Origin of the sequence: Rhodococcus sp. D-46 (genome assembly GCF_011290655.1) — a bacterium.
GTDB classification, from domain to species: domain Bacteria; phylum Actinomycetota; class Actinomycetes; order Mycobacteriales; family Mycobacteriaceae; genus Rhodococcus_F; species Rhodococcus_F qingshengii.
In genome coordinates this window covers 399,056-425,043 of sequence record NZ_JAANTF010000002.1, presented here as the reverse complement: position 1 = coordinate 425,043, position 25,988 = coordinate 399,056, and the positions used below count along the sequence as shown (strand labels likewise).

Annotated in this window: 24 protein-coding genes; 5 read left to right on the top strand and 19 right to left on the bottom strand. The window is 60.6% G+C overall.

What is annotated here, in order from left to right; genetic code table 11:
• Window positions 1–7: 7 nt before the first annotated feature.
• Window positions 8–973 (bottom strand): ferritin-like domain-containing protein, encoded by a 966-nt coding sequence (locus G9U53_RS06645; RefSeq protein ID WP_165638495.1) that lies wholly within the window; start codon window positions 971–973, stop codon window positions 8–10.
• A gap of 283 nt (window positions 974–1,256) precedes the next feature.
• Between G9U53_RS06645 and G9U53_RS06640 the strand changes: the two genes are divergently transcribed.
• On the top strand, window positions 1,257–2,153 hold the full coding sequence (locus G9U53_RS06640) for an SDR family oxidoreductase (RefSeq protein ID WP_165638494.1): 897 nt from the start codon (window positions 1,257–1,259) through the stop codon (window positions 2,151–2,153).
• Here the strand turns inward: G9U53_RS06640 and G9U53_RS06635 are convergent.
• From G9U53_RS06635 to G9U53_RS06585, 11 genes are all read right to left on the bottom strand, one after another.
• Window positions 2,146–3,813 (bottom strand): AMP-binding protein, encoded by a 1,668-nt coding sequence (locus tag G9U53_RS06635; RefSeq protein WP_242692437.1) that lies wholly within the window; start codon window positions 3,811–3,813, stop codon window positions 2,146–2,148. The two genes, G9U53_RS06640 and G9U53_RS06635, sit on opposite strands and share 8 nt — an antisense overlap.
• Before the next feature lie 35 nt (window positions 3,814–3,848).
• A complete protein-coding gene (locus tag G9U53_RS06630) occupies window positions 3,849–4,760 on the bottom strand; it encodes an acyl-CoA thioesterase domain-containing protein (RefSeq protein ID WP_165638492.1) in 912 nt (303 codons plus the stop codon).
• 8 nt (window positions 4,761–4,768) lie between these two features.
• Window positions 4,769–5,923, bottom strand: a complete 1,155-nt coding sequence (locus G9U53_RS06625) for an acyl-CoA dehydrogenase family protein (RefSeq protein ID WP_165638491.1) — start codon at window positions 5,921–5,923, stop codon at window positions 4,769–4,771.
• Window positions 5,924–5,960: 37 nt separating this feature from the next.
• Window positions 5,961–7,472, bottom strand: a complete 1,512-nt coding sequence (locus tag G9U53_RS06620; RefSeq protein WP_165638490.1) for a long-chain-fatty-acid--CoA ligase — start codon at window positions 7,470–7,472, stop codon at window positions 5,961–5,963.
• Window positions 7,473–7,551: 79 nt separating this feature from the next.
• Entirely contained in the window at window positions 7,552–7,968 is a 417-nt protein-coding gene (locus G9U53_RS06615) for a MaoC/PaaZ C-terminal domain-containing protein (protein WP_003943245.1), read from the bottom strand.
• Window positions 7,965–8,387, bottom strand: a complete 423-nt coding sequence (locus tag G9U53_RS06610; RefSeq protein WP_007735631.1) for a MaoC family dehydratase N-terminal domain-containing protein — start codon at window positions 8,385–8,387, stop codon at window positions 7,965–7,967. Before G9U53_RS06610 ends, G9U53_RS06615 begins: the two co-directional genes overlap by 4 nt.
• A complete protein-coding gene (locus G9U53_RS06605) occupies window positions 8,384–9,286 on the bottom strand; it encodes an SDR family NAD(P)-dependent oxidoreductase (protein WP_165638489.1) in 903 nt (300 codons plus the stop codon). The genes G9U53_RS06610 and G9U53_RS06605 overlap by 4 nt, the downstream gene beginning before the upstream one ends.
• Before the next feature lie 68 nt (window positions 9,287–9,354).
• The gene (locus tag G9U53_RS06600; RefSeq protein ID WP_165638488.1) at window positions 9,355–10,545 is read right to left on the bottom strand and encodes a lipid-transfer protein; all 1,191 of its coding nucleotides are present in this window, start codon (window positions 10,543–10,545) and stop codon (window positions 9,355–9,357) included.
• Window positions 10,546–10,610: 65 nt separating this feature from the next.
• Window positions 10,611–11,774 carry an acetyl-CoA C-acyltransferase gene (locus G9U53_RS06595; protein WP_165638487.1) on the bottom strand — a complete coding sequence of 388 codons (1,164 nt, stop codon included), beginning with the start codon at window positions 11,772–11,774 and terminating at the stop codon, window positions 10,611–10,613.
• 30 nt (window positions 11,775–11,804) lie between these two features.
• Window positions 11,805–12,962: an acyl-CoA dehydrogenase family protein gene (locus G9U53_RS06590; protein WP_003943151.1), complete on the bottom strand. Its 1,158-nt coding sequence runs from the start codon at window positions 12,960–12,962 to the stop codon at window positions 11,805–11,807.
• 42 nt (window positions 12,963–13,004) lie between these two features.
• A complete protein-coding gene (locus G9U53_RS06585) occupies window positions 13,005–13,808 on the bottom strand; it encodes an SDR family oxidoreductase (RefSeq protein WP_165638486.1) in 804 nt (267 codons plus the stop codon).
• Between the two features lie 826 nt (window positions 13,809–14,634).
• Here G9U53_RS06585 and G9U53_RS06580 point away from each other — a divergent pair.
• Entirely contained in the window at window positions 14,635–15,927 is a 1,293-nt protein-coding gene (locus tag G9U53_RS06580) for an MFS transporter (RefSeq protein WP_165638563.1), read from the top strand.
• A gap of 148 nt (window positions 15,928–16,075) precedes the next feature.
• Window positions 16,076–17,278 (top strand): TetR/AcrR family transcriptional regulator, encoded by a 1,203-nt coding sequence (locus G9U53_RS06575; protein ID WP_007735646.1) that lies wholly within the window; start codon window positions 16,076–16,078, stop codon window positions 17,276–17,278.
• A 34-nt stretch (window positions 17,279–17,312) separates the two neighbouring features.
• On the opposite strand, the gene G9U53_RS06570 is transcribed toward G9U53_RS06575, so the two are convergent.
• The 7 genes from G9U53_RS06570 to G9U53_RS06540 all read right to left on the bottom strand — a co-directional run bounded on the left by G9U53_RS06570 (window position 17,313) and on the right by G9U53_RS06540 (window position 24,277).
• Window positions 17,313–18,047, bottom strand: coding sequence for an alpha/beta hydrolase family protein (locus G9U53_RS06570; RefSeq protein ID WP_165638485.1), 735 nt, complete (start codon window positions 18,045–18,047; stop codon window positions 17,313–17,315).
• Between the two features lie 113 nt (window positions 18,048–18,160).
• Complete coding sequence (locus G9U53_RS06565; protein ID WP_003943219.1) at window positions 18,161–18,556, bottom strand: Rid family hydrolase; 396 nt, start codon at window positions 18,554–18,556, stop codon at window positions 18,161–18,163.
• 49 nt (window positions 18,557–18,605) lie between these two features.
• Window positions 18,606–19,256, bottom strand: a complete 651-nt coding sequence (locus G9U53_RS06560; RefSeq protein WP_242692436.1) for an alpha/beta hydrolase — start codon at window positions 19,254–19,256, stop codon at window positions 18,606–18,608.
• Window positions 19,257–20,214: 958 nt separating this feature from the next.
• Window positions 20,215–20,907 carry an alpha/beta hydrolase gene (locus tag G9U53_RS06555; RefSeq protein ID WP_007735651.1) on the bottom strand — a complete coding sequence of 231 codons (693 nt, stop codon included), beginning with the start codon at window positions 20,905–20,907 and terminating at the stop codon, window positions 20,215–20,217.
• Window positions 20,908–20,976: 69 nt separating this feature from the next.
• Window positions 20,977–22,263, bottom strand: coding sequence for a lipase family protein (locus tag G9U53_RS06550; protein WP_165638484.1), 1,287 nt, complete (start codon window positions 22,261–22,263; stop codon window positions 20,977–20,979).
• Between the two features lie 232 nt (window positions 22,264–22,495).
• Window positions 22,496–23,143: a TetR/AcrR family transcriptional regulator gene (locus G9U53_RS06545; RefSeq protein ID WP_165638483.1), complete on the bottom strand. Its 648-nt coding sequence runs from the start codon at window positions 23,141–23,143 to the stop codon at window positions 22,496–22,498.
• A 225-nt stretch (window positions 23,144–23,368) separates the two neighbouring features.
• Window positions 23,369–24,277: a helix-turn-helix transcriptional regulator gene (locus tag G9U53_RS06540; RefSeq protein WP_165638482.1), complete on the bottom strand. Its 909-nt coding sequence runs from the start codon at window positions 24,275–24,277 to the stop codon at window positions 23,369–23,371.
• A 355-nt stretch (window positions 24,278–24,632) separates the two neighbouring features.
• Here G9U53_RS06540 and G9U53_RS06535 point away from each other — a divergent pair, with 355 nt between their 5' ends.
• Together G9U53_RS06535 and G9U53_RS06530 are read left to right on the top strand one after the other, a co-directional pair.
• Complete coding sequence (locus G9U53_RS06535) at window positions 24,633–25,211, top strand: dTDP-4-dehydrorhamnose reductase (RefSeq protein WP_232508953.1); 579 nt, start codon at window positions 24,633–24,635, stop codon at window positions 25,209–25,211.
• 57 nt (window positions 25,212–25,268) lie between these two features.
• Window positions 25,269–25,973 (top strand): SDR family oxidoreductase, encoded by a 705-nt coding sequence (locus G9U53_RS06530; RefSeq protein ID WP_003943023.1) that lies wholly within the window; start codon window positions 25,269–25,271, stop codon window positions 25,971–25,973.
• Window positions 25,974–25,988: the final 15 nt, after the last annotated feature.

The window sequence follows — 25,988 nt, the reverse complement described above, 5'->3', positions numbered from 1 at the left end:
GAACGCTCTAGTTGATTCCGACGACTTCCTGGGCGATCGCTGCGAGTCTTGCCTGGGCAGCGGATACGACGCCGTGTCGGTTCTTGTGCGCTTCCTCGTACGCAACGATGTCCCGCACCTGTGCGGCGTCGGTCAGTTCCTTCACAGCGGAGACGGCTTGGGTGACGTTGAGTTCGTCGAAGTCTTCGATGGGAAGTTCAGCGGGGTCGAGTAGCCCACTCGACTTCCGTACCGAACGGAAGACGTCGGCGGCACCGTCAGCACCTTCTCGGCGAGTGACCTTCTCAGCCGTGGCGATGGCCGCATCCCTACTGGCCGAGAGTGTTTTCACAGTCACGTCACCGGCATATGCGCCCCAGCTGATCAGCTCACCCAGTACCGGCGGTGAGGTGCGAACAGCGTCGATGGCACGGTCGAGACTGCGGGTGGACCAGGAGACCGGAACGTTGACCAGCCGTATCGCCGCGCCGGTGGCAGCTTGCATCGGTGTGCGGCGCAAAGCTGCCGGTCCACCGAGTGCCTCTTCGGCCAAGACAGTCGTGAGCCAGTCCACGGTCGCGGAGTGTGCAGCGATGAGTCGGTCGGCCAACGCCGCGACGGTCTGATCGCCGCCGGCAGTGGCCAGGGCCTTGAGGTAGCGGGAGCGGTCGAGGAGTTGGTGTTCGAGCGCAAGGTCTCCCAATACCGCTTCGTCGAAGGGCTGAGCCTGTTCGACCATCGCTTTCACTCCGGCTGTCGCGCGTCCGATGAACGGACCGACCAATTCCGGCACGCCCCCCAGATCGCGAACAGTGGACTCTATGGAACTCGCCCTTTCACGGCCGTTCTCTGCGTTTTCCGTCAATTCGCGTCGAACAGCCTCGGTTCTGGCCTGTGCGACGCGCGTTTCGGCGACCTGGATCTCGGTGTGCGTCAGACCGAGGAGGATGCGTAACTGGGTGATCAAGGCGGACGTGGTTTCGGAGTTGCTCATATCGGGGTCGTCCCTTCGTCGGTGCGTGCTTTACGTGATGTTCAGCTTCTGCTCGACGAGTGCTCCGCGGGTCGCGGAGCCACCGCCGCTACGCGGGCTACCCCGACCTACCGCGTAGTAACCACAACGAACAAGTGGGGTCGACGCACCGAGATCGTCGGCGCCAGGACGAGTGAGATCCCGGCCACCCCGAGGTTTCGATTTCTATTCGGCGGGAAGGAGGCATGTGCAGTGCATCCATCCAGAAGCCCACGAGAAACTGCGTCACCTGAGGAGTATCGATATGCCGGACCAGTACGCAATGCAGGACCCGACCACGCGGTTCCCCGCTCCTGTGCGTGAGCGGCAGGCGGAGATCGCACACCCCGGTCTCACCGCAGACATGGTTTCTCCTCCCGACCACGGTGAAAACACCTATCGAGGAAGCGGTCGACTCGAAGGAAGGCGTGCGATTGTCACCGGAGCAGATTCGGGCATCGGACGTGCGGTCGCGATTGCATTTGCCAGAGAAGGCGCGGACGTTGTCCTGAGTTATCTCGACGAGGAAGAACAGGACGCTCGGGAAACCGCTCGCTGGGTCGAGGAGGCAGGTCGCAAAGCCGTCTCGGTGCCGGGAGATCTCCGAAGCGAGGAACACTGTTCTGCTTTGGTCGAAACCGCGGTGCGTGAACTCGGCGGACTCGACATCTTGGTGAACAACGCCGCGTTTCAGATGGTGCAGATGGGCGGCATCGCCGATATCACCACCGAACAATTCGACCGTGTGATGAAAACCAACCTCTACGCACTATTTTGGCTCTCCAAAGCAGCGATCGCGCAGATGGAGCCCGGATCGACGATCGTGAATACCTCGTCCATCCAAGGTGCGTCCCCGTCGCCCGAGCTGCTCGATTACGCCACGACAAAGGCGGGCATCATCGACTTCACCAAGGGGTTGGCCGCCGATGTCGCACGAAAGGGAATCAGGGTCAATGCCGTTGCACCTGGACCGATTTGGACGCCACTGATTCCGGCGACGATGCCCAAGGAGAAGTTCGAGACGTTCGGGGACGACGTTCCGCTCGGGCGGGCAGGTCAGCCGGCCGAGCTTGCTCCCGCCTATGTATTTCTCGCCTCTGTCGAATCCAGTTACACCACTGGGGAAGTCATCGGCGTGACGGGTGGAAAACCGCTCACCTGACTACCCTGGCCGCAACCGGGTGGAACAAGAGCCGCGACTTCTGCACCTTTCCCGTTGGAGTCAAAGGTAGCGCCTCGATGAACTCGACTGCATGGATGCGCTGGTAGGGAGCCACCTTCTCACTCACGTATTCCACGAGTTCGGATGCCGAAACCCTGGCCGCGCCCGGCGATCTTACGACGAAGGCCACCGGGATCTGCCCGACTTCGTCATTGGGCCTGCCGATCACCGCACTCTGCGCGACGCCGGGGTGGGAGCACAGCACCTCCTCGAGCTGAACCGGATATACGTTGTACCCCTTGTAGATGATCATGTCTTTGCTCCTGCCGACGACATACAGATTTCCATCGCTGTCGAATCTGCCCAAGTCGCCGGTCTTGAGCCAACCGTCACGAAATTGGAGCGCGGTCAGTTCGGGTGCGGCGAAGTACCCGGCGGTGACTTGCGGTCCACTCGCCCAGATCTCGCCCACTTCACCGGCTGTGACTTCCTCTTCGGTTTCCATGTCTCGCAATGATATTCGCGTGTCGAAGATCGGTAGGCCTACGCTGCCGATCGGTGATCGCGCATCTGGGTTGTTGAGTTGATTGGTGAGAATGGTTGTCGCCTCGCTGAGTCCGTAACCCTCGATGACCTTCGCGTTCGAGAATGTCTCGCCCATGCGACGCAACGTGGTCGTGTCGATGGGTGCAGCACCTGAGAACACCGAACGCACCGAACTCAAATCGTGAGTCGATTTGGTCGAGGCCTCGAGGAGTAGGTGGTAGAACGCCGGTGCGCCGATCAGTCTGTCGATCTTGTGGCGCTCGATGGTTGCGAGGTACTCGTGAGGATCGAACCTGCCGAGTACGAGGGTGGTGGTACCGGCAAGTACGTGATTGCACTGTCCGACGAGAGCCAGTCCGTGAAAATACGGTGCGACGACGGCAATGACGCCCTCGCCCATTCGCTCCGAATTCTCGTGTACAGCAGTGGGTACCGGAACCATCCGAATGCCACCGGCTTCGTCGCTTTCCGGAAGAGACGAGCTACGCCACGCTGTGGTCTGTATCGTGCTGGCCACCAGATTGCGGTGCAGAACCTGAACGCCCTTCGAGCGGCCTGTGGTGCCGCCGGTGAGCTGAAGATGTGCGACGCCTTGTGAACTCGCCAGTTTTCGGGTGAGGGCCGGCGACTCGAGAAGATGAGAGAGATCGACGTCACTGATTGCGCTGTCTTGCGACGGGCAGTTCGCCGGGGCCGCCGCGGTCGGGGGAGCGACGACGGTGAATTCGAGCCCCGAGTTCTGTGCCGCACGGAATGCCGCCACACTGGACGGGTGAACCACCGCGGCACGAGGCGAGAACTCTGCCAACAATTCTCGCAGTGTTTCCGTCGGCTGAGTGTGGTTGACCGGGCATGCCACGGCGCCGGCACACAGAATTCCGAAGTAGGCGACCGGGTACCACAGGGAATTGGGCATCAGGAGAACTACACGATCGCCAGGTCGAATGCCCCTGTCGGACAGTCCTTGCGCTATGCGGAGCGCGTGATCGTGGAGTTCGATGAAAGTGAGAGCCTGGTCGCCGTCCCGTAGGGCAATACGATCTCCGTAGGCGCGTGCCGAACCGGCGAGAACAGCGTCGAACGCAACGTCGGGATACTCGAGAGATACTGGCATGAAGGGCATTCCGTGCACATTTACTCCTGACGTAACTAACCTGCCTGCATGGTCGCGGCGAGCTTCGGCCGCGTGTCGAAAGTGGGAGCGTGCTTTTCGCGGATGAGAACTTCTTGAGTGACCGTGGCAACCAAAACCCCGGTGCGGGTCCAGAATTCGCCACTGGACAGACCCCGTCCGTCCCCCGACGTAGGGCTGCGTTGAACGAACAGCAACCATTCGTCGGTTCGGCAAGGGCGGTGGAACCACACGGCGTGATCGAGTGAAGTGAGAAAGAGCTTCTGGGATGGACTTCCACCGCCGATCAGATCGAGATGACCGAGGGCGGCGGTTCGCGCCAGCGTGAGGTCCGAGCAGAACGCAAGTGCGGCGGCGTGCATCCCGTGATCGCTCGATACTTCACCTGCGATGCGAATCCACATGCGGCGGTCCCTGCCACCGCCGTGGTCGGCAGCGTCGTCGTCGGCCGAATCTCCGCTGATCGGCCGCACCTGCACTGCCTGGCGAATGGCCGAGGATGTGATGCCTGACCAGAATCGATCAACGGATTCGCTCTGTGCCGGAATTGATTCCGGTGTGGGAACGTGGGGCATCACAATATGGCGATCGGGTCCGAGTTCCTCCTTCTTGAAGGATGCGGTCAGTGAGAGCAGCGCATTGCCGCCCTGGAAGGCGGTCACCTCTCGTAGTGCATAGGTGCCACCGTCTCGGAGGATTCGCACTCGGTACTGCACCTCGGCGCCCGGTCGACCCATGGACAGGAAGTACGCGTGAAGCGAGTTCACGTACCGTACAGGGTCGACGGTGCGGTGCGCAGCGAGCAGGGCCTGCGCGACGACATGGCCGCCGTAGGCGCGATCTGGGCCACCGGCACAGCAGGTTCCGCGAAATTCGGGTGCCCCGCCGTATGCAGTGCCTGCGTGAGTGAGCTGCAACAGTTCGTCCATCGGGGCTCCTATCGGCTCAGAGATTTCGCGATGATCGTTTTCATGACTTCGCTGGTGCCGCCGTAGATTCGCGACACCCTCGTGTCCGCGTACAACCGTGCGATCGGGTATTCGAGGATGTACCCGTAGCCGCCGTGCAGTTGTAGGCACTTGTCGATCACGCGGCCTGCCATCTCGGTACAGAAGAGCTTGCAGATCGCAGCGTCGACGGCACTCAATTCGCCGGCGTCTTCGAGTGCGACGGCGTGATCGACCATTGTCTGACCTGCGGCGAGATCCGTAGCGCATTCGGCAAGAACGAATTTGGTGTTCTGGAAGTCTGCGACCGGTTTTCCGAAGACTCGTCGGTCGCTGGTGTAGGAAACCGCGTGGGCGATGGCAGCGGCTGCGGTGGCGCACCCTCCGGCCGCCATGGCGAGGCGTTCGCGGGGCAGGTTCTGTCCGAGGTAGCTGAAGGCCGCTCCTTCCTCTCCGAGTACATCGGTGACCGGTACCCGGACGTTGGTGAACGAGACCTCGCAGGTATCGCTGAATTTCAAACCGATCTTGTCCAATCGGCGACCAACTTCGAAGCCGGTGGATTCGGTGTCGACGACAAACAGCGAGAGCCCGCCTCTGCGATTCTCACCTGGGTCGCCGGTACGGGCGACCACGACCATGTGTGTCGCCTGAGAGGCGTTGGTGATAAAGGTCTTTGCGCCGTTGAGGATGTAGCTTTCTCCGTCGTCGGAGAGCTTCGCGGTGGTGCGAATGGCGGCCAGATCCGAACCCGTCCCCGGCTCGGTCATCGCCACGGCAAGCACGGCCTGCCCACTCGCACAGGCGGGCAGCCAGCGCTTCTTCTGATCCTCGTTTGCGAGAGTGAGCAAGTAGGGCAGAACGATTCCGGCGCTCGCGTGGTAGTTACCCAATGAGACACCGGCCAGCGCGGCTTCCTCTCCGATGATCATCAGATAGCGGTAGCTCGTCGCCCCCGCGCCGCCGTATTCCTCCGGGATGTCGAAGCCCATGACTCCCAATTCTCCGAGCTTGCGGTAGAACTCGCGTGGCGCGTAACCCTGTTCCTCCCACTTCGCGAACTCAGGGACGACCTCCCTGTGTAGAAAACCCCGGAACACCTCGCGAAAGGCATCGTGCTGATCGTCGAAGATTGTGCGCTTCATGGGAAGTCTCCTTGTTCCGCGGACGACGCGGGGTTGGCTAGGTGTAGAGGCTGCGCAGTGAACGTTTGTCGGTCTTACCGGTGGCCGTGGTCGTCAGTGCTTCGACGAAGGCAACCGTGCGCGGTGCTTTGTACCCTGCGATTTGGGTTTTGACGTGCTCGCGAATTTCTTCGGCGGTGGCATGCAGTTGTGGGTTGAGGACCACCACTGCATGCACGCGCTCGCCCCACTGAGCGTCGGGCAGGCCGATGACGGCGCAGCGCAACACAGCGGGGTGGTTGGCGACGGCGTCCTCCACCTCGGCCGAATAGACGTTCTCGCCGCCGGTGATGATCATGTCCTTGGCGCGATCGACGATGAAGATGTACCCCTCGTCGTCCATGTACGCGAGGTCTCCGGTGTGCAGCCAGCCCCCGCGTAGCGCTTCGGCGGTCTCCTCCGGACGATTCCAGTATCCGAGCATGATGTGCTCGCCGCGGGTGACGATCTCTCCGACAGTGCCCCGTGGCACCTCGTTGCCTTCCCGGTCGGCGATGATGATTTCGGCGTGCAGGCTTGCACGGCCCGCCGAGCGCAGGCGAGGACCACCGGCCCGGTGATCCGATCCGAGCAGGGAGACGATGACCGCGGTCTCCGTCATGCCGTACCCCTGGACGAAGTTCGCGTTGGGGAAGCGCGACATCGCGCGTTCCAGGATGGCCGCGGGCATCGGGGCGGCTCCGTACACAATCGATTTGACGCTGGTGACGTCCGTGTCCGAAAAGGCCGGATGGTTGTAGAGCATCTGCAACATGCTCGGGATCGCGGTCATCGTGGTGACCCGACGGCCCGCGATCAGGCCGAGCACGTCGCCGGCGTCGAAGCGGTTGGCGAACACGACTGTGCCGCCGACCACGGTCTGGGCCATCATGCCGAGCAATGCGGCGATGTGGAACAGAGGAGCCATCACCAGAGTTATGCCACCGATCTCGCAGGACCGGGCAAAGCCGGTACCGCCGAGCAGGGCGGTGGAGAGACTGCGATGAGAGTGCATGACGGCTTTGGGAGTGCCGGTGGTTCCGCCGGTGTAGATCAGCGCGGCCAAGGTGTCGCCGCCGGCACGCACGTCCTCGACCTCGGGGCCTTCGACGATCAGGTCTTCGAAACCAGCCATTCCGGCGGGAGCCGGCTCGTCGCCCATGTAGACGAGCGTGACAGTGGCGTCGAGTCCGGTCACCAGTAGCCGGCATTCCTCGTCGACGAGTACAAAAGCGCTGCCGACTCCGGTGACCGCGTCGGTGACTTCACGGACGGAACCGTGACGGTTTACGAGATTGACGACAGCGCCGATCCACCACGTCGCCATCAACGACTCGAAGTAACGGTCGGAGTTGAACGCCAGGATGCTGACCCGGTCGCCCGGACCCACGCCACGCTCTCGCAGGGCTCCGGCGAGTCTGGCGACTCGCTTCGCGATCTGTGGGGCGGTGCGCTCGCGATGCTCGCAGACGGTCAAGGGTCGGTGCGGCTGTTGTTGAACCGCCCTGTGCAGAAGGTGGGTCAGATGCATGGGCTGGCGTGCTCCTCGAGTCGGGTGGTGCTGACGGCGGATAGTCGAGATGCCGACGAATCGACACCCCGACCTCGAGTTAATCGATCAGGAATTCCGCGTCTCCGACGAGGGCCTTGACGCCGTTCTGACGAGCGCAGACAAGTTCGACACGAGCACGTCGACCGTCCTCGGCCTCGTAGGTGTCGACGACGACAGCAGAGCAGGTGAGTTCGTCACCGGGCCAGACCTTGTCGGCGAATCGAATCTTGAACCGACGCAGGTTCTCGACACCCAGCCAGTCGGTGACGTAGCTGGCCAGCATGCCTGCCTGAAGCATGCCGACGGAGAACACGGACGGGAAGCCGGTCTCACGGGCGAACGTGTCGTCGTGGTGCAACGGATGGAAATCACCCGAGGCACCCTGATACTTGACGAAGTCGGTGCGAGTCAGTGGAGGGAAAGTCTTGCTCTCGGCCTGTTGTCCGGCTACGACGGTTTCGGTCGTGGTCGTCATTTCCCCTCCTCCTTGCCGCCCGTTGTGGCGGTCTCGATGATCGTGCTGTTCTGCGTCGCGATCAGTTCTCCGGACTCGTCTCGGAACTCGGTGATCATCTTCGCGAAGGTCATCACACCACCGCGCTTTCCGGGCTTTTCGAAGCGGTCACCGACAGTTGTCTCGGCGGTCAGCTTCTGGCCGGCTCGTGGAAGTGGGCCGTGGAAGATGTACTCCTCCTCACCGTGGAGGATGCGACGACGGTCGAATCCGAGCTTGGCGAAACCGGATTGGTCTGCGGGCTCCCAGATCATTCGGCCGCTGGTGAGCATGGTCGGCGGGATCACCGCATCCTCGCCGGCATGCTGTTCTGGGTTTGCCTTCACGGCCCGGACGAATTCCTGGACCTTGCTGTAGTCGAGCGGAAACGTGTAACTCACTTGGTTTCTCCTTCGATCTTCGGGATGCCGGCGCGCCGGGTCTCGACCGACTTGAGGAAGGCGTCGTCGCCGAGAAGCTTTGTCAGTTCTCCGATGTCGAGCTGCCGGTCCTCACGAATTTCGTCGGCGATCGAGTAGCCGCCGTAGAGACCCACGTAGCCGCCGTAGACGGCAAAAACCTGTCCGTTGAACGCGCACTCGGCGCTCGACAGGTAGGCCACGAGTGACGAGCAGTTGGCGGGGTTGTAGCGATCGAAGACTGACTCGTCGACGGGCTCACCGACCAAATCCTTGATGCCGGGCGTGGCTTTGACAGGTTCGGTGCGCGCCACGGGAGCGATGGCATTGGCCTTGACGCCGAATCGCTCGAATTCGCGAGCGGCGTTGACTGCCTGGATGGCCAGACCGGCCTTGGCGGCGGAGTAATTCCACTGCCCGTAGTTGCCGTGCAGTCCGGATCCGGAACTGGTGTTGACCAGGTTGCGTGTCTCCTGCACGCCTACCTTCGACTGGTCGCGCCAATATCTCACGGCGGCGCGGGTAGCAGAGAAGGTTCCCTTGAGGTGTACAGCGATGACCGAGTCGAACTCTTCCTCGGTCATGTTCCACAGCATCGCGTCGCGGATGATACCGGCGTTGTTGACCACCGAGTGCAAGTTTCCGAAGGTGGATACTGCTGCGTCGGTTAGCTTCTCACCGACGGCCATTTCCGCGATCGAGCCCTCTACCGCGATGGCCGAGCCGCCGGCAGCGACGATTTCGTCTGCCACCTGCTGTGCTCCGCGCAGGTCGTTGACCACGATGCTGGCGCCTTCGGCTGCCATGAGTAATGCGTGTTCGCGACCGAGGCCTGCGCCGGCCCCGGTGACGATGGCAACGCGTCCGTCGAGTTGTCCCATGATGTTTCCTTTCGTTCTTCGCGCCGAGCTACGGCGCGGCGGTGTTGACGTGTTGGCGGAAGTGGTTGCTAAGCAACCTTTTCGTAGAGCGTGATGACGCCGGCGCCGCCGAGACCGAGATTGTGCTGCAGTGCAAGCTTTGCTCCGTCGACCTGTCGTGCGTCGGCGGTGCCGCGCAACTGCCACACCAGTTCCGCACACTGCGCCAAGCCGGTGGCGCCGAGCGGATGCCCCTTGGACAGCAGACCACCGCTGGGGTTCACTACAACCCGGCCGCCGTAGGTGTTGTCGCCGTCGAGGATGAACTTCTCGGAGCACCCTTCGTCGACCAATCCGAGGGCCTCGTACGAGAGCACCTCGTTGACCGAGAAGCAATCGTGCAATTCCACGACCTGGATGTCGCGCGGATCCACTCCGGCCTTTTCGTAAATCCGTTGCGAAGCAACGCGAGTGATGTCCGCGCCGACGACTTTGAAGACGTCGTCGTCGGTGAAGACGCTGGGGAAGTCGGTGACCAACTCTTGAGCTGCGATCGCCACGCCCGGTGTGAGGCCGTGGGCACGCGCGAAATCTTCGCTGCATACGATGGCGGCGCCGGCTCCGCAGGTGGGCGGGCAGGCCTGCAAACGAGTCAGCCCGCCGTACAGTGCCTTTGATTCGAGCACTTCCTGCTCGGTGACCGGCTCACGGAAAACCGCGTACGGGTTGTTGGCAGCGTGCTTGCGGGATTTGACCGAGATCTTCGCGAACAGATCCGGCGAGACCCCGTACCGCTTGGAGTACTCCTGCGCAGCGGCACCGAAGTACTGCATCGCCATGGACGGGTTGGCGGGGTCGATGCCGTAGGTGCGGTCGAGGACTTCCGCGTGTCGCTCCATCGGAGCCGGGCGGTCTCCCCAGTGGTTGACCAAAGCGCCAGGCTGCATCTGCTCGAAGCCAACGGCGAGTGCGCATTCGACGACGCCCGACTCGACGGCTTGTCTGGCCAACCACAGCGCGGACGAGCCACTCGCGCAGTTGTTGTTGACGTTGACAACCGGAATTCCGGTCATACCCGCGCCGTAGATGGCGCGTTGGCCACTCGTCGAATCCCCGTACACGTAGCCGGCGTAGGCCTGCCCGATCTTGTCGAATCCGATTCCGGCGTCCGCGAGTGCGTTGACAATGGCCTTCGCGCCCATCTCGTAGTAGTGCTCGCTGCGCCCTGGCTTCGTGAACGGGATCATTCCGACCCCGGCGACTAGTACTTTGCGACTCATCGGTGCTCCCTTGTGATTACTGGTCTTCGTGGATTGGTGGTTGATTCGTTGTGTGTGAGGCGCATTCAGAGCAACTCGAGGATGGTGGCGTTGGCCATGCCGCCGCCCTCACACATCGACTGCAAGCCGTAACGGATTCCCTCGTCACGCATGTGGTGCACCATCGTGGTCATCAACCGCGCGCCGGAGCCTCCCACGGGATGCCCGATGGCCATGGCGCCGCCGTTGGGGTTCATCAGCGAATAGTCGGCTCCGGTCTCGCGCAACCAGGCCAGCGACACGGCGGCGAATGCTTCGTTGATCTCGAACGTGCCGATGTCGGAGAGCGTCAACCCGGACTTCTTCAGCGCCAACGCCGTTGCCGGGATCGGTCCCTTGAGGATGCTCACCGGATCGGTACCGGTCACGACCGCAGTGTGAATGCGGGCGATCGGTGTCCAACCGTGTTCACGCGCAACGTCACTGGTCGTCACGAGGAGCGCGGCGGACCCGTCGGAAACCTGGGAAGCGTTTCCCGCCGTGATCTCGGTTCCCTCGAACGCTGCCGGCAGCTCGGCGAGGCGTTCCATGGTCCCGCCGCGACGGATACCTTCGTCCGTCTCGATGATCCGGGTGGCGCCTTCGGCGTCGATGACCGTGACCGGAGCGATCTGGCCGGCGAAACGGCCGGCGTCGACAGCGGCAGCAGCTCGGGCATGCGAGTCGAGGCCGTGTCGATCCATGTCGGCGCGACTGATTCCGTACTCGTCGGCGATCATCTGAGCGCCGAGTCCTTGGTTGAATCGCTCGATGTCGTAGCGCCCCAGCACTAGTGGACCGTGCATCGGCCCGTAGTCGCCGGCACGCGCAGCCGCGCCGAGCGGGATGACGCTCATCATCTCGACTCCGCCCGCGACTGCGACGTCGTACTGGCCCGAGATCACGCCCGCTGCCGCCTGGTGTACGGCCTGCTGCGAAGAGCCGCATTGACGGTCGACTGTCACGCCAGGGACATGTTCGGGCCATCCTGCACCGAGTACTGCCGACCGGGCGATACAGCCGGCCTGCATGCCGAGGGTTCCGACGCAACCCCAGATCACGTCGTCGACGATTGCGGGGTCCAGCCCGGTTCGCTCTGCCAGCGTGCGCAGAACGTGCGCTGACAGATTGACTGCATGCGTGGTGGACAACCCGCCACCACGTTTGCCGATCGGTGTCCGTACCGCATCGACAATGACTGCATCACGCATGAAAGCTCCTGTGTCCGAGTCGGTTGGAGATCAGAGACCGATGTCCTTGGCGATGATGGTCTTCATGACTTCGCTGGTACCGCCGTAAATGCGCGAGACTCTCGTGTCGGCGTACAGGCGAGCGATCGGATATTCGAGGATGTACCCGTAGCCGCCGTGCAGTTGTAGGCACTTGTCGATCACGCGGCCTGCCATCTCGGTGCAGAACAGCTTGATGCGTGCAGCATCGGCGGCGGTGAGTTCTCCGGAGTCGTCGAGATCGAGTCCCTTGTCCGCCAGTGCCTGCGCGGCAGCGACTTCGGTAGCACATTCGGCAAGAACGAACTTGGTGTTCTGGAAGGATGCAACAGGTTTACCGAAGACTTGACGCTGGCGGACGTACTCCGACGCGAACTCGATCGCCGCGGCCGCACATGCGGTCTGGCCGACACCGATGGAAAGTCGTTCGCGGGGGAGGTTTTGGCCGAGGTAGGAGAATCCCTTGTCCTGCTCGCCGAGGAGATTCTCGACCGGAACTCGAACATCGGTGAACGAGAGTTCGTTGGTGTCGGAAGACTTCATACCGATCTTGTCGAGCTTGCGTCCGAAATTGAAGCCGACACTGTCGGTGGGAACTACCAGGAGGCTGAGTCCGAAGCGTCGGTCCTCCTCGGACGGCGCGGAGGTTCGAGCGGCTACGACGCAGAGTTCCGAGTTGCGGGCACCGGTGATGAAGGTCTTGGCACCGTTGAGGATGTAGTGGGTGCCGTCTTCGGACAGGCGCGCCGTGGTCTTGATGCCTGCCAGATCCGATCCGGTTCCCGGCTCGGTCATGGCGATGCAGAGCATGGTCTCGCCGCTCGCCACGCCTGGAAGCCACCGCTGCTTCTGCTCGTCGTCGGCAAGGCGCAGCAGGTACGGCAGCACGATGCCGATGCTCACTCCGTAGTGTCCGAAACTTACTGCTGCACGAGCTGTTTCCTCTTGGATGACAGCTTGGAATTTGAAGCTGGTGGGCCCGGCGCCACCGAACTCCTCGGGGATGTCGAAACTCGTCGCGCCGAGTTCTGCAAGCTGGTTGAACAACTCACGCGGTACCTGATTCGCGTTCTCCCACTCCGGGTAGTTCGGCGTCACCTGCTTGGCGATGAAGGTCCGGATGGTCTCGCGGAATGCCTCGTGCTCGGGGGCATAGACGGTACGTTTCATGATGCGCTCCTGAAGATTTGTGGTGAGATGACGTGTTTTGGGTCAGACGCGTCCGGCGTCGACGACGAGGCACTGGCTGTTGATGTAGTCCGATTCGGGAGTGCACAGCAGGTACACCGCCCCCGCGGCTTCCACCGGATTGCCGCCTCGGCCGAATGGGATCATCTTCGACGCGACGGCCAAGCGATCAGGGTTGACGCCGACGCGAATCTCGCGGCCGTCGATCGTCAACGTCGCGTTCGCGTCCGCGGACACCTCGGTCATTCTCGTGATGATCAGTCCGAAGGCCACTGCGTTGACGTTGACCCTGTACCGACCCCATTCCTTGGCAAGAGTCTTGGTCAGTCCGATCAGTCCGGCTTTGGCGGCGGCGTAGTTGGATTGGCCGGCGTTCCCGTAGTACCCCGACACCGACGACACGTTCACCACCTTGCGGTGGTATTCGGTCGGGTTGGCTTTGATGAAAGGTTGCGCCGCACGCAGGATGCGGAACGGCGCTTTGAGATTCACGTCCACGATGGTGTCCCACTGCTCGTCGGTCATCTTCTGAATCACCGAGTCCCAGGTATATCCGGCGTTGTTGACGATGATGTCCAGACCACCGAAGGTCTCGACCGCAGTGCTGACGAATCGCTCCGCGAAACCGTCCTCGGACACTGAACCCACTACGCTGACTGCTTGCCCGCCGGCCGCCTTGATGTCGTGCTCGGTCTGTGCAGCAGCTTCGGGATCCAAGTCGTTGATTGTCACCGCTGCACCCTCGCGGGCGAATTTGAGTGCGATTTCTCGACCGATCCCACGTCCCGACCCGGATACGAGAGCGACCTTTCCCTCCAGGTTACCCACGGTCCCAGTTCCCGCGATCCCATTTCCCACGGTGTTCCCTTTCGAGTGAAGAGTGTTGTAGCGAAACGTAATTGGCGGTAGTCCAGGCCGGTGGTTGCTCCGGCGCTGCGATATCCCGAGGCGTCGTGGCTCCGGGAGCTTCATTCGCAATTACTGATGATTCACTTTTAGGCCTTAAAAGTATGTATGTCAAGCATCTTCGCTGTCACAGCTGGTCAAGCGCTATTCCAATGCGTTCACAGTTGCGTGCAAACTTGGCAGGATGGGGCGTAGGTGGCGAGTGACGGACACTCTGGGGTGCCGGAAGCTGTCGATTGTCACCGCACGTGTTGGGGCATCGTGCGGTTGGGTTTCGAGGGAACTGGCCTTTCGGCAAGGTCACCAGTGTCGTCGGTAGTTCGAAGTGACCCTTGACACAGTAGGGAAAATAGCTCAAAGTGAATCCCAAGTAATTCCCTGAAGCGACATTGCATGAGAATGCCCGCGCACGGATGGCTGAACTGAAAAATTCGACCTGAGGGAGGCGGGCATCGAACTGTCTGTTTCTGCTTATCTGGCAGTGCTATTCGGTGGTTTGCTCTCAAGGAATGGCCAACTGACGTGTCTTCTCTGCGGAAGAAGAGCGTGATGGATCTCGATTCCAAACATCGATGTGAACTCGAAGTGTCACCAAACCAAGCGGCAAGTCTGCCCCTGCACTGCGTTGGCAGTGCCCGTTGATCAAACCGTCTCCTCGAAGGATCCGACAGTGACAACACCCCGGACCACACCCAAGGCAACGCCTCGTCAAGTGGCAACACACCAACAAGTATCTTCGGGCACAGCAGTGCCCGCACCTCCCGAATCACGTCGCCGTGCTTGGGGTTTGACCTCGCTGCTGGTCTTCCTGACCGTCATCAACTGGGGCGACAAAGCGGTTTTGGGCATTATTGCCCAACCGTTGTCCAAGGAGTTGGGGTTGACAGCATCCCAGATCGGTCTCGTGGGTAGCTTGTTCTTCCTCACCTTCACGATCGGCGGTTTCTTTTCCGGAGCGATTGCCCGAATAACGACACTGAGATGGGCGCTGGCGGTGTTGGCCTTGCTCTGGTCGGCGGCAATGCTCCCGATGGTCATCACGGCGAGTTTTGCTGTGCTGGTAATCAGTCGGATGCTGTTGGGTTTGGCTGAGGGGCCGAGCGGGCCCCTGACGCACACCGCCGCGTTCTCCTGGCATCCGCCGGCGAAGCGTGGACTTCCAGGTGCGCTTCTCGCCGGGTCGGCCTCGCTGGCGAAGATTGCCGTGGCTCCCGCGCTTGCCTTCGTGACGGTCACGTGGGGGTGGCGTGCTGCCGTGGTTTGCATGGCGGTGCTCGGCGTGTTGTGGTGCGTGCTCTGGCTGCCCCTGTGGTCGCAGGGTCCCTACATCCGTAGTGGAAAGCGACGAGAAGGTGCGGGAGCCGGTGCAGCCGAGACCGACGAGCCGGCGGTGCCGTGGATACGCATCTTCCGAACGCGGACGTTCATCAGCTGCACAATGCTGGTGATGGCGATATACGCCATCGTCGCGGTTGTGCTGACCTGGCTTCCGTCGTACTTCGAAGTGGGCCTGGGATACAGCCGACTGCAGGCTGGTTCGATGTTCGCATTCCCCAGCATTGCGGGCCTGATCTTGATGTTGATCCTCTCCTCTTCCGGAGATCGTCTGACTTCTCGCGGCGCCACGTCCCGCCTGATTCGAATAATCGTTCCCTCGGTGGGTGTGCTCGTCAGCGGAATGATCATGGTGTTCCTGCCCTACGTGTCGGCCCCCGCGCTGGCCGTCGCGATCGTCTCGGTCGGATATGGGTTCCTCGCGTCCGGCTATCCGCTGATCATCGCCACGATCTCCGAAATATGTCCGCCCCGGCAGACAGCCGGAACGCTCGGAGTTTTCATGGCAATGATGGGAATCGGGGGTTTGATCGGCCCTTACGTGACCGGGCGGATCGTCGACGCTGCCGATACTCCGGCTGCGGGCTATGCCACTGCGTTCCAGGCCTTCGGGTTGGTTGCGGTCCTGTTTGCGTTCGGAACCTTGATTTTCGCCAACCCCGAGCGTGACAAGGAGATCGTCTGGAAAGCTACGAGTCGAACGTAGCTACCTGAGGTTCCCGAGTGTGCAGAATAGTAGGTAACTGGACTTTTCTGGTTATGAGTCGTCTTCATGCGAGTACACTCGCTTTGTGAATCTGACGCAATGACCGAATCGACGATAGGATGGCGGCGTGCCACGTGAAAGGGAACCGATGACTGCCGTCCGTCGACCCCGCGACCGTAAGCAACAGATATTGACAGCAGCAAGCGAGCTGTTCCGGGAGCACGGGTATCACAACATTTCTGTTTCGGATGTCACCGCTCGTGTGGACATCACGACGTCCGCGCTCTATCGCCATTATCGAAACAAGAACAGCCTGCTCTATCACGCGGTTCTGGCCGGGATCGAGTCTCTCAATGAATCTGTCGGCGGTGCAACGGATCTGTACACGTTGCTGACAACGCTGTCGGCAACGTCGGTCGAGCGCCGCGGGCTGCCGCTGTTGTGGCAGCGTGAAGCCAGGTATCTGGACGACGATCAACGAGAGATGCTGCGTAAGAAGTTGCGGTTCAGTACCTCTCGCATCTCGGAGCTGGTGCAAGCGCACAGGTCTGACCTTTCCGACTCCGACAGTCGGCTGCTGGCGTACTCGATCCTTGCGGTGTTCAGCAGTTCGTCAAGTCACCGAATCTCGATGCCTCCCCGCCAGATGGAGGCACTGCTGTTCGACCTTTCGGCGCGTGTTTCCCTGTCCCCCATCGGGTCTGCGGACCCCGACGTTCCCGCTGCGCGCACAGAGGTCATCTCCATACCCGTTTCGCGACGCGAACAACTACTGACTGCGGCGATTCAACTGTTCGACGAACGCGGGTATCGAACGGTGAGCAACGAGGACATCGGCGCGGCCTGCGGCACGACAGGCCAGAACGTGTACAACCATTTCGATACAAAGCTCGACATTCTGTCCACGGCAATCACGCGTGGTTTCGACCGACGTGACCTTGCCGTGAGGCAGGCCCTGTCGCAAGTAGGCGATTCGAGCCAGACGCTCGACATTCTCTTGGGTGTTCATATCGCGTTTGCCCTGGAAGACGGACACCTCATCGGTTTGATGGCGACGGAACTCGCCGAGCTTCCCGACAACACCCGAAAGGCATGTGTCCAAGCTCAGCGGGACTACCTGGAGCTGTGGGTTAGAGCGCTCAGTGAAGTTCGCCCCGGCTTGGATGCCACCGAGGCGAAGTTCACCGTGAGTGCAGCAATGACGTTGATCGGCAACGCTATCCGTATCGGAAGCGTTCGGCGCCGTGCGGACCTCGCAGACCGACTGACAGAAATATGCATCGCTTTGATGACGGAGACTTCGGATCCCGCTGCGTCATTGGTGGACGCCGGCGTTGGTGCCACTCCGTAGTCTCGGAGCGGCACATCGGCACCCACAGAACGAGTCAGTCGCGCCCGGCTTCGACCAGCTTCTCGGCGAGGGTAGCTGGTGTAGTGAAAATCGCTTCGTGGCTTCCTGCCATCTGAACGATCCTGCACAGGCCGAGTCTGCTCGAAAATCTTGGATGCCAAGCGAACTCGCCGTGCGGTATTGCGGTGTCTTCCGTGCAGTTCAGGTAGGAAGTCCTCATCGTCCCGGAGTTGACGAGTTCGTAGAACTTCGTGAGATCAAGTTTGTCTTCCAACATAGTGACCGGTGTCGGACATAGAGACTCGTAGGCGCTCATGGCTGTCTCGTGATCGGCGTCGTTCAAGAACGCTTCTCGCCACACGTTCCAAGGCAAGGAGAACATTCCATCCACCGCTCCTTCGCGCACCATCTCTCGATAGTGAGCCGGGGACTCGTCGTTGATGCTGTTGCCATTCGCTGGAACAAAGGCGTTCCAATAGACAAGTCGTCGAATGCGGTCGGGAAATACCTCTGCGACCTTGGAGATGATCGTGCCGCCGAAGCTGTGTCCCACCAGAATGAAATCCGTGATGTCTCGCTCTGTGATGTACCGAACGATCGACTCGACACCGTCCGCGTGTCGGACACTCGTCTGTGATACCCCGAACCCCGAGACCGTGGGCGTGTACACGCGATGGCCGACTGCAAGCAGGTGTTTCGCCACTGGTGCCCAGTGCTCCCCGGTATGCCAAGCTCCATGCACGAGAACGAAAGTGTATTGCTGCGCCACGACTATTCCTCCATTACGTAAGTTCGCTTGCCGAAAAGAAATTCATCCGTGAGATCGAATATGATTACCGCTCTGCGGAATTGGAGATATCCGTCAATTTCGTTCGAGGTGCCCTAGCGGACTGCCACAGCTTCGATCTCGACCAGCATTGCCGGGTCGGACAGCCCGGTAGTCTCAGCCATCAAGCTGGCTGGTGAGCATTGGTAGGTTTCGAGGGCATCGAGAACAACATCGTAGTTCGAGGTTGCAGCAGCTATGTCTCTGACAAAGATGCGGATCTGTACTACGTCTCTGAAACTGAAGCCCGCAACTTCGAGGGTGCGGTCGATGTTGACAAAAGTCGTTGCAACTTGGGCTCTGAAGTCGCCGACGCCTCCGCGTGTGTCCACGCTGCCTCGTCCCTCATGCCCCGATACGAAGAGAAACTCCGAAGGTGCGCTGATTCTGACCGCGGCGTTGTATCCGAACCTGCCCGTAATGAGTTGTGGGGCAATGTTTTCGCGCTGCATGTCGAGTGGCGTCCAATCTGAATCGTCGATAGTTTCGCCGCTGATCGAGTCAGCGGTCGTAGGACAAGATCTGTTTGGCGACTGCTCGGGGAGCGGAGATCATCCCGTCGTGCCCGGTGTTGATCCGATCGAGTTGCCACTCGCGCGAGTTGTTCAGCACCCGCTGCTTCGACGCTTGGATGTCGGGGAAGGCGGGCTCGGTGAAGTCGATGTAGTGCCGTGGAAGTCCAGCACCAGCCGGACCGGTGAGAGTGACTGTGTCACTCCAGGTCGACCATGGGTGCGCAGTGAGTTGCCTTTTCGCCCAATCGATGTCATTTCGATCGGTGAGACCGAACATAGTGGGATCTGTCGGGGCGGGTACAGCGTGCCCGCCGGTGGCAGCGACAAGCGTTCGGAGTACCTCCTGACTGCCGAGTGGCATTGTGGACAGCACTGTCTCACCGTTTTCGATGACGACAGCATCGAGGTAGACCAATCGACGGATCTTCTCAGGCATCCGGTCAGCCACCGAGGTTATGTAAGCACCACCGATGCTGTGGCCGACCAGTACGAAGTCTGTGAGCTCCTCTGCTTCAATCGTCCGAATGATGTCGTTGACAGCGTCGTCGTAGCTCAACTCTGCATGGAGGAGATGGGATCGGTCACCTACGCCGGTGATCGTCGGAGTGATCACTCGGTTTTCGCCGCGTTGCAACATCGGCGCGAGTTTGCGCCAACACCAACCTCCATGGCTGCCACCGTGAACGAGAAGGTAGTCCGGTCGCGCGGGGGAAGCTGAAGAGACGCCGGTGACTGCGGTAGCAGTTGCAGGGGCAGCGGGTGTGACTGCGGCTGCGGCTGCGAGTGCCGCCCCCTGCGAACAGCGTGCGCCGATTCACTCGCGAGTGAATCCTCGACGGCTCGCCGGCTACACCTCGCTCGGAAGCATGCGACATTCTGCTGTCCGTTCGAGTTGCGCTGTTCGGGGCCGTCAGGGCCCCGAAGGGCATGGGAGATGTCATCCACCTAGCCTGCCGATCTACACACCTGCTGAACATGTTGGTCAGACCACGAAACATGTCCTTGCGTTCGCTTGCCTTGCCTGCCTGGGCGGGGGCCTATCGATGCGTGGGCTTGGGCGCTGCAGAGTCGACATTCACTGCGATCTTGACTTGCGGCTCGCCAGTCTGTCGGACTCCCGTAACCGATCAACTAACGAAATCAGCATCTCCTGGGAATCAGACGACAAAGCGTTTGTCAGTCCGAGAAGATGCTTCACCGGTTCATCCGACAACTGGGCAATGAGCAAGGCATCCGAGTGTCGCGAGTCTTCAGTTCCTGAATCGCCTCGGCTGTCGAAGAAGTGGCTGGTTGTGACACCGAAGAACTGTGCGAGGCCATGCATCACAGTCGCTGACGGGGCGCGGCGAACCCCGGTGCGAAGTTGAGAAAGGTAGGGCGTCGATATGCGATACCCCTGCTGGCGAAGTGCGTCGCAGACTCGTGCATTGGTCAATCCAGGTTGGCGGGTTGCGAAAAGAGCGTTCAATCTGATGCAGAAAACGCTGTATCCATGCTCGCTCAGCAATTCTCTGCTCTCCGTGTGGCGTACCGGTTCGGTCCGATACCCCCGAGCGGGCCGGGACCTGCCGCTCGAGGGATGAGTGATCGGGTTGTCAGACTTGAATGTCGCTGAGCGCGTCGACGATCAAGTCGGTTACCGCTGACGGCTGCGACGCCAAGGATGCGTGCCCAGCCGGCAGCTCGACGAGTTTGCGAGGGTTCATTCGCCCAGCCATCATGCGCTCGTTGTCGGGATGGATCATTCGATCTTCACTGGAGACCTGGTACCAGCTCGGCTTGACCTTCCACGCCGGTGCAGTAACCGCGTCACCGAAAGTACTTGCCAATGGTGCTTTTTGGGTAACTGCCATGATCAGTGAGTCATTGACGTCGAGATCCTGACAGAAGCTTTCGCGATACTTTTCCTGAATGATCCACAGGTATCCGTCGGAGTCCGGTGTCAGATTTGCGGCAGCGGCGGGTGGGTTCTGTTGGGTGATGCCGCCCGGGCTTTCGCCGGCATCGGGTGCAAACGCTGCGATGTACACCAGCCCGACGACGTTGGGGAGGTCCCCCATTTCGGTGATGACTGCACCGCCATAGGAGTGACCGACCAGCAGAACAGGGCCCTGAATCTGCTCGACCATCTTGCGCGTGCGTTCGGCATCGTCAGCGAGTGATGTCAGAGGCAGTTCGACGGCGCGGAGATTCGAATATCCCCTGGCGTGCAAATCGACGATGACTTTGCCCCAGTGGGCCGCGCCGCCCCAAAAACCGTGTACCAAAACAACAGTTACGTCAGTCATGCCGTTCCCTTCGGTTGGTGTTCCTTGTTTTCGGCAGTAGCCAGGCCATCGGCGTTCTCGGTCAGCCCGTCAGGCACTGCACGCTGAGTTGACCGGTGCCTTGTTGATTCGGTCCCACAGGAACTTTGCCGCTAGCGGCATTCCGGTCGCCGTTCCGAAATCATGGCTGAGAGTTGACCCCGGTAGTAATGGCGGCGTGATGTCGTCTTGTGTGTATTCGACTTCCGCTCCCAATGCGCACCATCTGTCTCTCAGTGCTGCAACGGAATCAGCGGGAACGATGTCGTCGTTGGTGGACGTGTGCAGGTATACCGGGGCAGAGGGGGTCGTGCGTCCGATCTGTTGATCGTCGACTACTGCCGCGAGTTCCGGCTCTTCGGAGAGGATCTGAGAGAAGGATTTTCCGTCGACGGTGTAATCGGTACTACGAGTACCCAACGATGTCAGCCCGGTATCCGGCACGCATTGCGTCGCACTGGTCGTAAGCCATTGTTTTCCCTCCTCGTTGAGCCGCTTGTCGAAGATCGGACCTAGCTCGGGGTATCTCGCCATCAGGCTGTTGAGGGTGTACCCGATCGCTCCGGTGAGTAGTGACCCGTCTGCCTTGCGGAGAACTTCGCGCAGATCGGGATCGGCTGCCCCCGCGTAGGTACCGAGCATGTTCAGCTCTGGTGCCCGCTCGCCGACGATTTCTGCAGCGGATGCGCTCGCCCCGCCGCCCTGGGAGTAGCCCCAGAACGCGATCGGCGTGGAGTCAGGCAGATTCCACAGTTGATTCGAGGCGCGCGCGGCATCGACGACGGCGTTGCCCTGCTCGACCCTGTTGACGTAGGTGTGAATCCCGGGAGTGCCAAGTCCGATGTAGTCGGGCATGACTACTCGAAACCCTGCGGTGAGCAGCAAGCCGGCGTCGGCGACGTTGTAGTTGACGGGCAAGCTCAACTGAGGGCTGATCTGAATATTGAAGGCCCACGCAAGGTTCTTCGAACCGGCGCATTGATCGCCCTGGCCGAACGTACCCGGAGCGACGACCACGGTAGGTCGTTCACCGGGCCCGCGCCAGGGAAACGCCGGCGTGATGGCTGCGCCCGTGGTGGCCACGGGAGTTCCGTCCACGAGAGTGGAGGTGTACATGATCTTCTCGCCATTGCCCGGCCAAGTGCCAGGGATGCCGGGTATCTGACCGAGCAGAGGGGTAGGCTCGGACTTGATCATCGTGCCCTCCCCTGCCGGCAATGTCGTGGGTGGTTGATAGAAATCTTTCGATTCCGCTTGTGCAAGAGCGAGATTCATGGAAAATGCTCCGACAGCGAGGAAGCCCACTGTCGTGAGACGGAGCAGCGCAGCTTTGTGCATTTCTTCTCAGATCTTCCGTGTAAGACATTGTTGTCTAACTTTCCCTCAAGGTAGCGCACATGTGACGGGACTCGCAATGGTCGTCTCGCATCGGTATTCGCCACAGTTGGAGTCTGTATGGGGCCCTGCACCGCGCGCCGCCGCTGAGGAAGATTCCGGACTGCGGGAGAAGGGCCGGAAGGCAGAAGGGTTCCGAGGAAGACGCTGCAGCGTGTGGCGCGCCGCGGTCGAATCAGCTGGACGAGGTGTCGGTGCCGATCAGAGCGCTCAGAATCGTGGACATGACTTTGACAAGACCGTCGACGGGCGGGCGGGTGGGCGTAGTGCTCCACTGATGCACGAGAGCTATGAGTGCGCCGATGAATGCTGTCGACGCCATTTCGTATCCTCCGGGGGGAACGAAATCCTCACCCACGGCATTTTGAACTGTCGTTTTGAAGAACACGGCCCATTCTGTGCGCCGCTCTACTCGATGTGCTTCCACTCGCAGGCTGACCCCGACGATGTCTACGTACGAGATCTGAGCTCGCCGAGGATCGCTGCCGATCGACTCGACGAACGCTGTCATCGCCGTCTCTGCGAGATCGGCTAGTGTGTCGGGCTTTTCGTCAGCGATCGCAGTCAGCATCGCGTCCCGCGCATCGCTTTGGATCTGGTCGTACAGTGCGATCAACAGATCTTCGCGGCTGTCGAACTCGTCGTAGAACTGTCGTCGTGCAAGGCTCGCAGTGGTACAGATGTCCGCGACCGAACTCGAGGCGTAGCCCTTGTCCGAGAAGACTTCCAGCGCAGCCCAAATGAACTGCAGCCGCCTTTCGGCACGCCGAGCCGATACCGGTCGACCGCCGTAGTTTCGAGTCTCGTCGCTCACCTCCTGCACGCGTCCATGATAGTCGCCCGACTCGGCGGGCTACGCTGAGCCTCAGGCGTAGACGGCCTTCAAGTCGGAAGCGCAATTCGCGAGGACGACGTCGCTCTCGAGCGAATAACTTCGGCGTCAGTTCGGCGGCATCGTGAGACCATTCGGGCGCGTTGACGCTCCCCACAGCCTGGCTGCTCCCGGCGCATCGCGACTCACTCGAAACGGGTGATGTGCAGGTAGGGATTATTCGGTTCGAGCTCGAGAGGGGTACTGAGAAGGTGACACCCCGTAATGCGTCTTGAACGCGGTACTGAGATTGAACGCATCCGAATACCCGGTCTTCTTTGCCAAACGATCCAATGTGAGCGATGGATCGACGATCAGCGAATCCGCGACCAAGGCCAGCCTCCACCGGCGTAGATGTTGCATCGGGGGTTCACCGACGGAACTTTTGAATTCAGAGACGAACATGGATCGCGACATGCCGGCAATGGCGCTCATCGCCGGCAGGGTCCATTTCTTCCCGGGATTCGAGTAGACCTCGCGCAATACGGCACTGATCGATTGACGGGGATCGTGCGACAGGTTCCCCACATTCCAACCGGCAGACCACTCCGCGAGCATCAGGCAGACAATCGATTCGAGGAGTCTGACCGCCGTGGATGGGAATCCTTTCCCATCGGCCCAGTTGTCGTGTTCCCGGGCAAGCGACTGCAGGACATGGGATACCGAGCTCACCTCTGAGGTTCTCGACGTCAAAAGATTCGGAAGATGATGCTCCAGAATCGAATACAGATTTCCTGCCGACTCGAAGGAGAATACGAGGACGGGTGGGCGACTGGACCTTTTCGTTCGATCCGAATCGCGATGTGGTTCGGACAGGCGAAAGTCACGGTCAGCGGGCAGGCACAGGATGCCGACCTCACCAGCGTGGAGCGCTGTAACTTCTCCGCGTGAAGCGGTAGATGTTATCTCGAGTGATAGTTCAGTATTGCTGAAAATAAGGAACTTTCGGGAGAATCCCACCTCGAATGTCGACGACTCTGCAGACGCATCGAAGTCCTCGATGCCGGTGTTGGCGATGCCGGTGTTCGCGATATCGAAGCTCACGATACGAAATGCCGAGAGTGCGCTGTCTACGGGACTGAGCATCTCCTGATACTAGGCAAATGGAGAGTTGGAGGGGCGAAACGCAATCACATGGATCCTGAACCCGCGAGCATGGTGCGCTGACCGACGACGAAACTAGCGTTCAACCATGGCAAAAAGTAGAGAGATTTTGGTACTCGGAAGTACTGGCCAAACTGGTCGGATAGTGGCGGATTCACTGGAGAGCGAAGGACACGCGGTACGGCGAGCCTCCCGTTCGTCTGGGTCCACGCCCTTCGACTGGTTCAGGCAGGACACGTGGCGGCAAGCAGTCGAAGGCGTCTCGCGCGCGTACGTGGTGCTGCCCGAAAGAGTGGTGGATTTTGGTGCCTTCGTGAACCTTTTGGAGAATTGCGGCGTGGAGCACGCAGTTGTTCTGACCGCTCGAAACCCATCCGTCAGCGGTGACGGCATAGCTGTCGGGGCCGAATTCGCGTTTGCCCAGTCGGCGGTGAAGAGCACTTTCCTTCAACCGAGTTGGTTCGCGCAGAATTTCACGACGGGTATGTTCGCGGGACAACTTCAGGCCACCGGCACATTGAGGCTCCCGGCGGGAACCGGTTCGGAGCCGTTCATCGATTACCGAGACATCGCAGAAGTGGCCTCCTCCATCCTTTCGATGGACGACCCTTCGCCGAGCGGTCCTTTGCCGCTGACGGGTCCGAAGTCCTACTCGTTCGAGGAAGCCCTCCGGGTCCTCGCTGATGTAACTGGCACGGATGCAGGGAGATTCGAATCGATCTCCGTTCTCGAATGGAAATCCGACGCAACCCGTATGGGAATTCCTGAATCTTTCGTGCAGTCGCTGACAAACCTGTTCGTTGCGATATCCAAAGGTCGTGACGATTACATTTCCAACGGTGTGCACGAGGTGCTCGGGAGGGAGCCACGTACACTCTTCGACACTTTTCGCGATCACTCGAACGTGACGACCTGACTATCGGCGACCACCGGATCGTTAGGATGGAATGAGCGAGCGACGAAGGGTGTAATTGTGGCGAGGGCGGTTGTTGTCGGTGCGAGCCGAGGTCTCGGTCGTGCTTTGATCGAGGGACTGAGGAGCGACGGCCACGAAGTTCTCGGCATCTCTCGGCGGCGCCCTGACGGGTTCGACGTCTCCGAGTGGATCGAAGTAGACCTGACCGACCCTGTTACGGCGGCGAACTCGATCGATCAGGAGCTTGTCGGAGGTGTAGACACCCTGATTTGCAACGTCGGGATTTGGGAAGGGGACGCCTTCACCACTGACTATGCATTCGCAGAACAATCGGACATGGAAATGCTCGAAATGATCAACGCCAACATCACGGCCACAATTCTCCTGCTCAAGCGCCTGATCCCGAGAATGATCGGCCGTCCTCGACCTCGGATCATCTTGACCGGGTCCACCTCGGGACTCCCGCGAAGCGGTAGGCCGGAGGTTGCGTTCGGTGCATCGAAGTTCGCGATCAACGGCATTGCCGACGCGTTGAGAGAGGGCTACCGGAAGGACAGACTCGCCGTGACTGTCCTTCATCTCGGATATCTCAATACAGAAGACGGACTCGACGTGCCCCGAGACGTCGCTGCCGCCAGGGGAGAGGGATCTCTGGTCCCGGTACATGACGTTGTGGATACGGTGCGCTCGATCTCGAGTTTGTCGTCTTCGACGTCAGTGCGGGAAGTAGTCCTCACTGCGATCGACGATCCGCGATTCTGATTTGCGGCTGTCGAC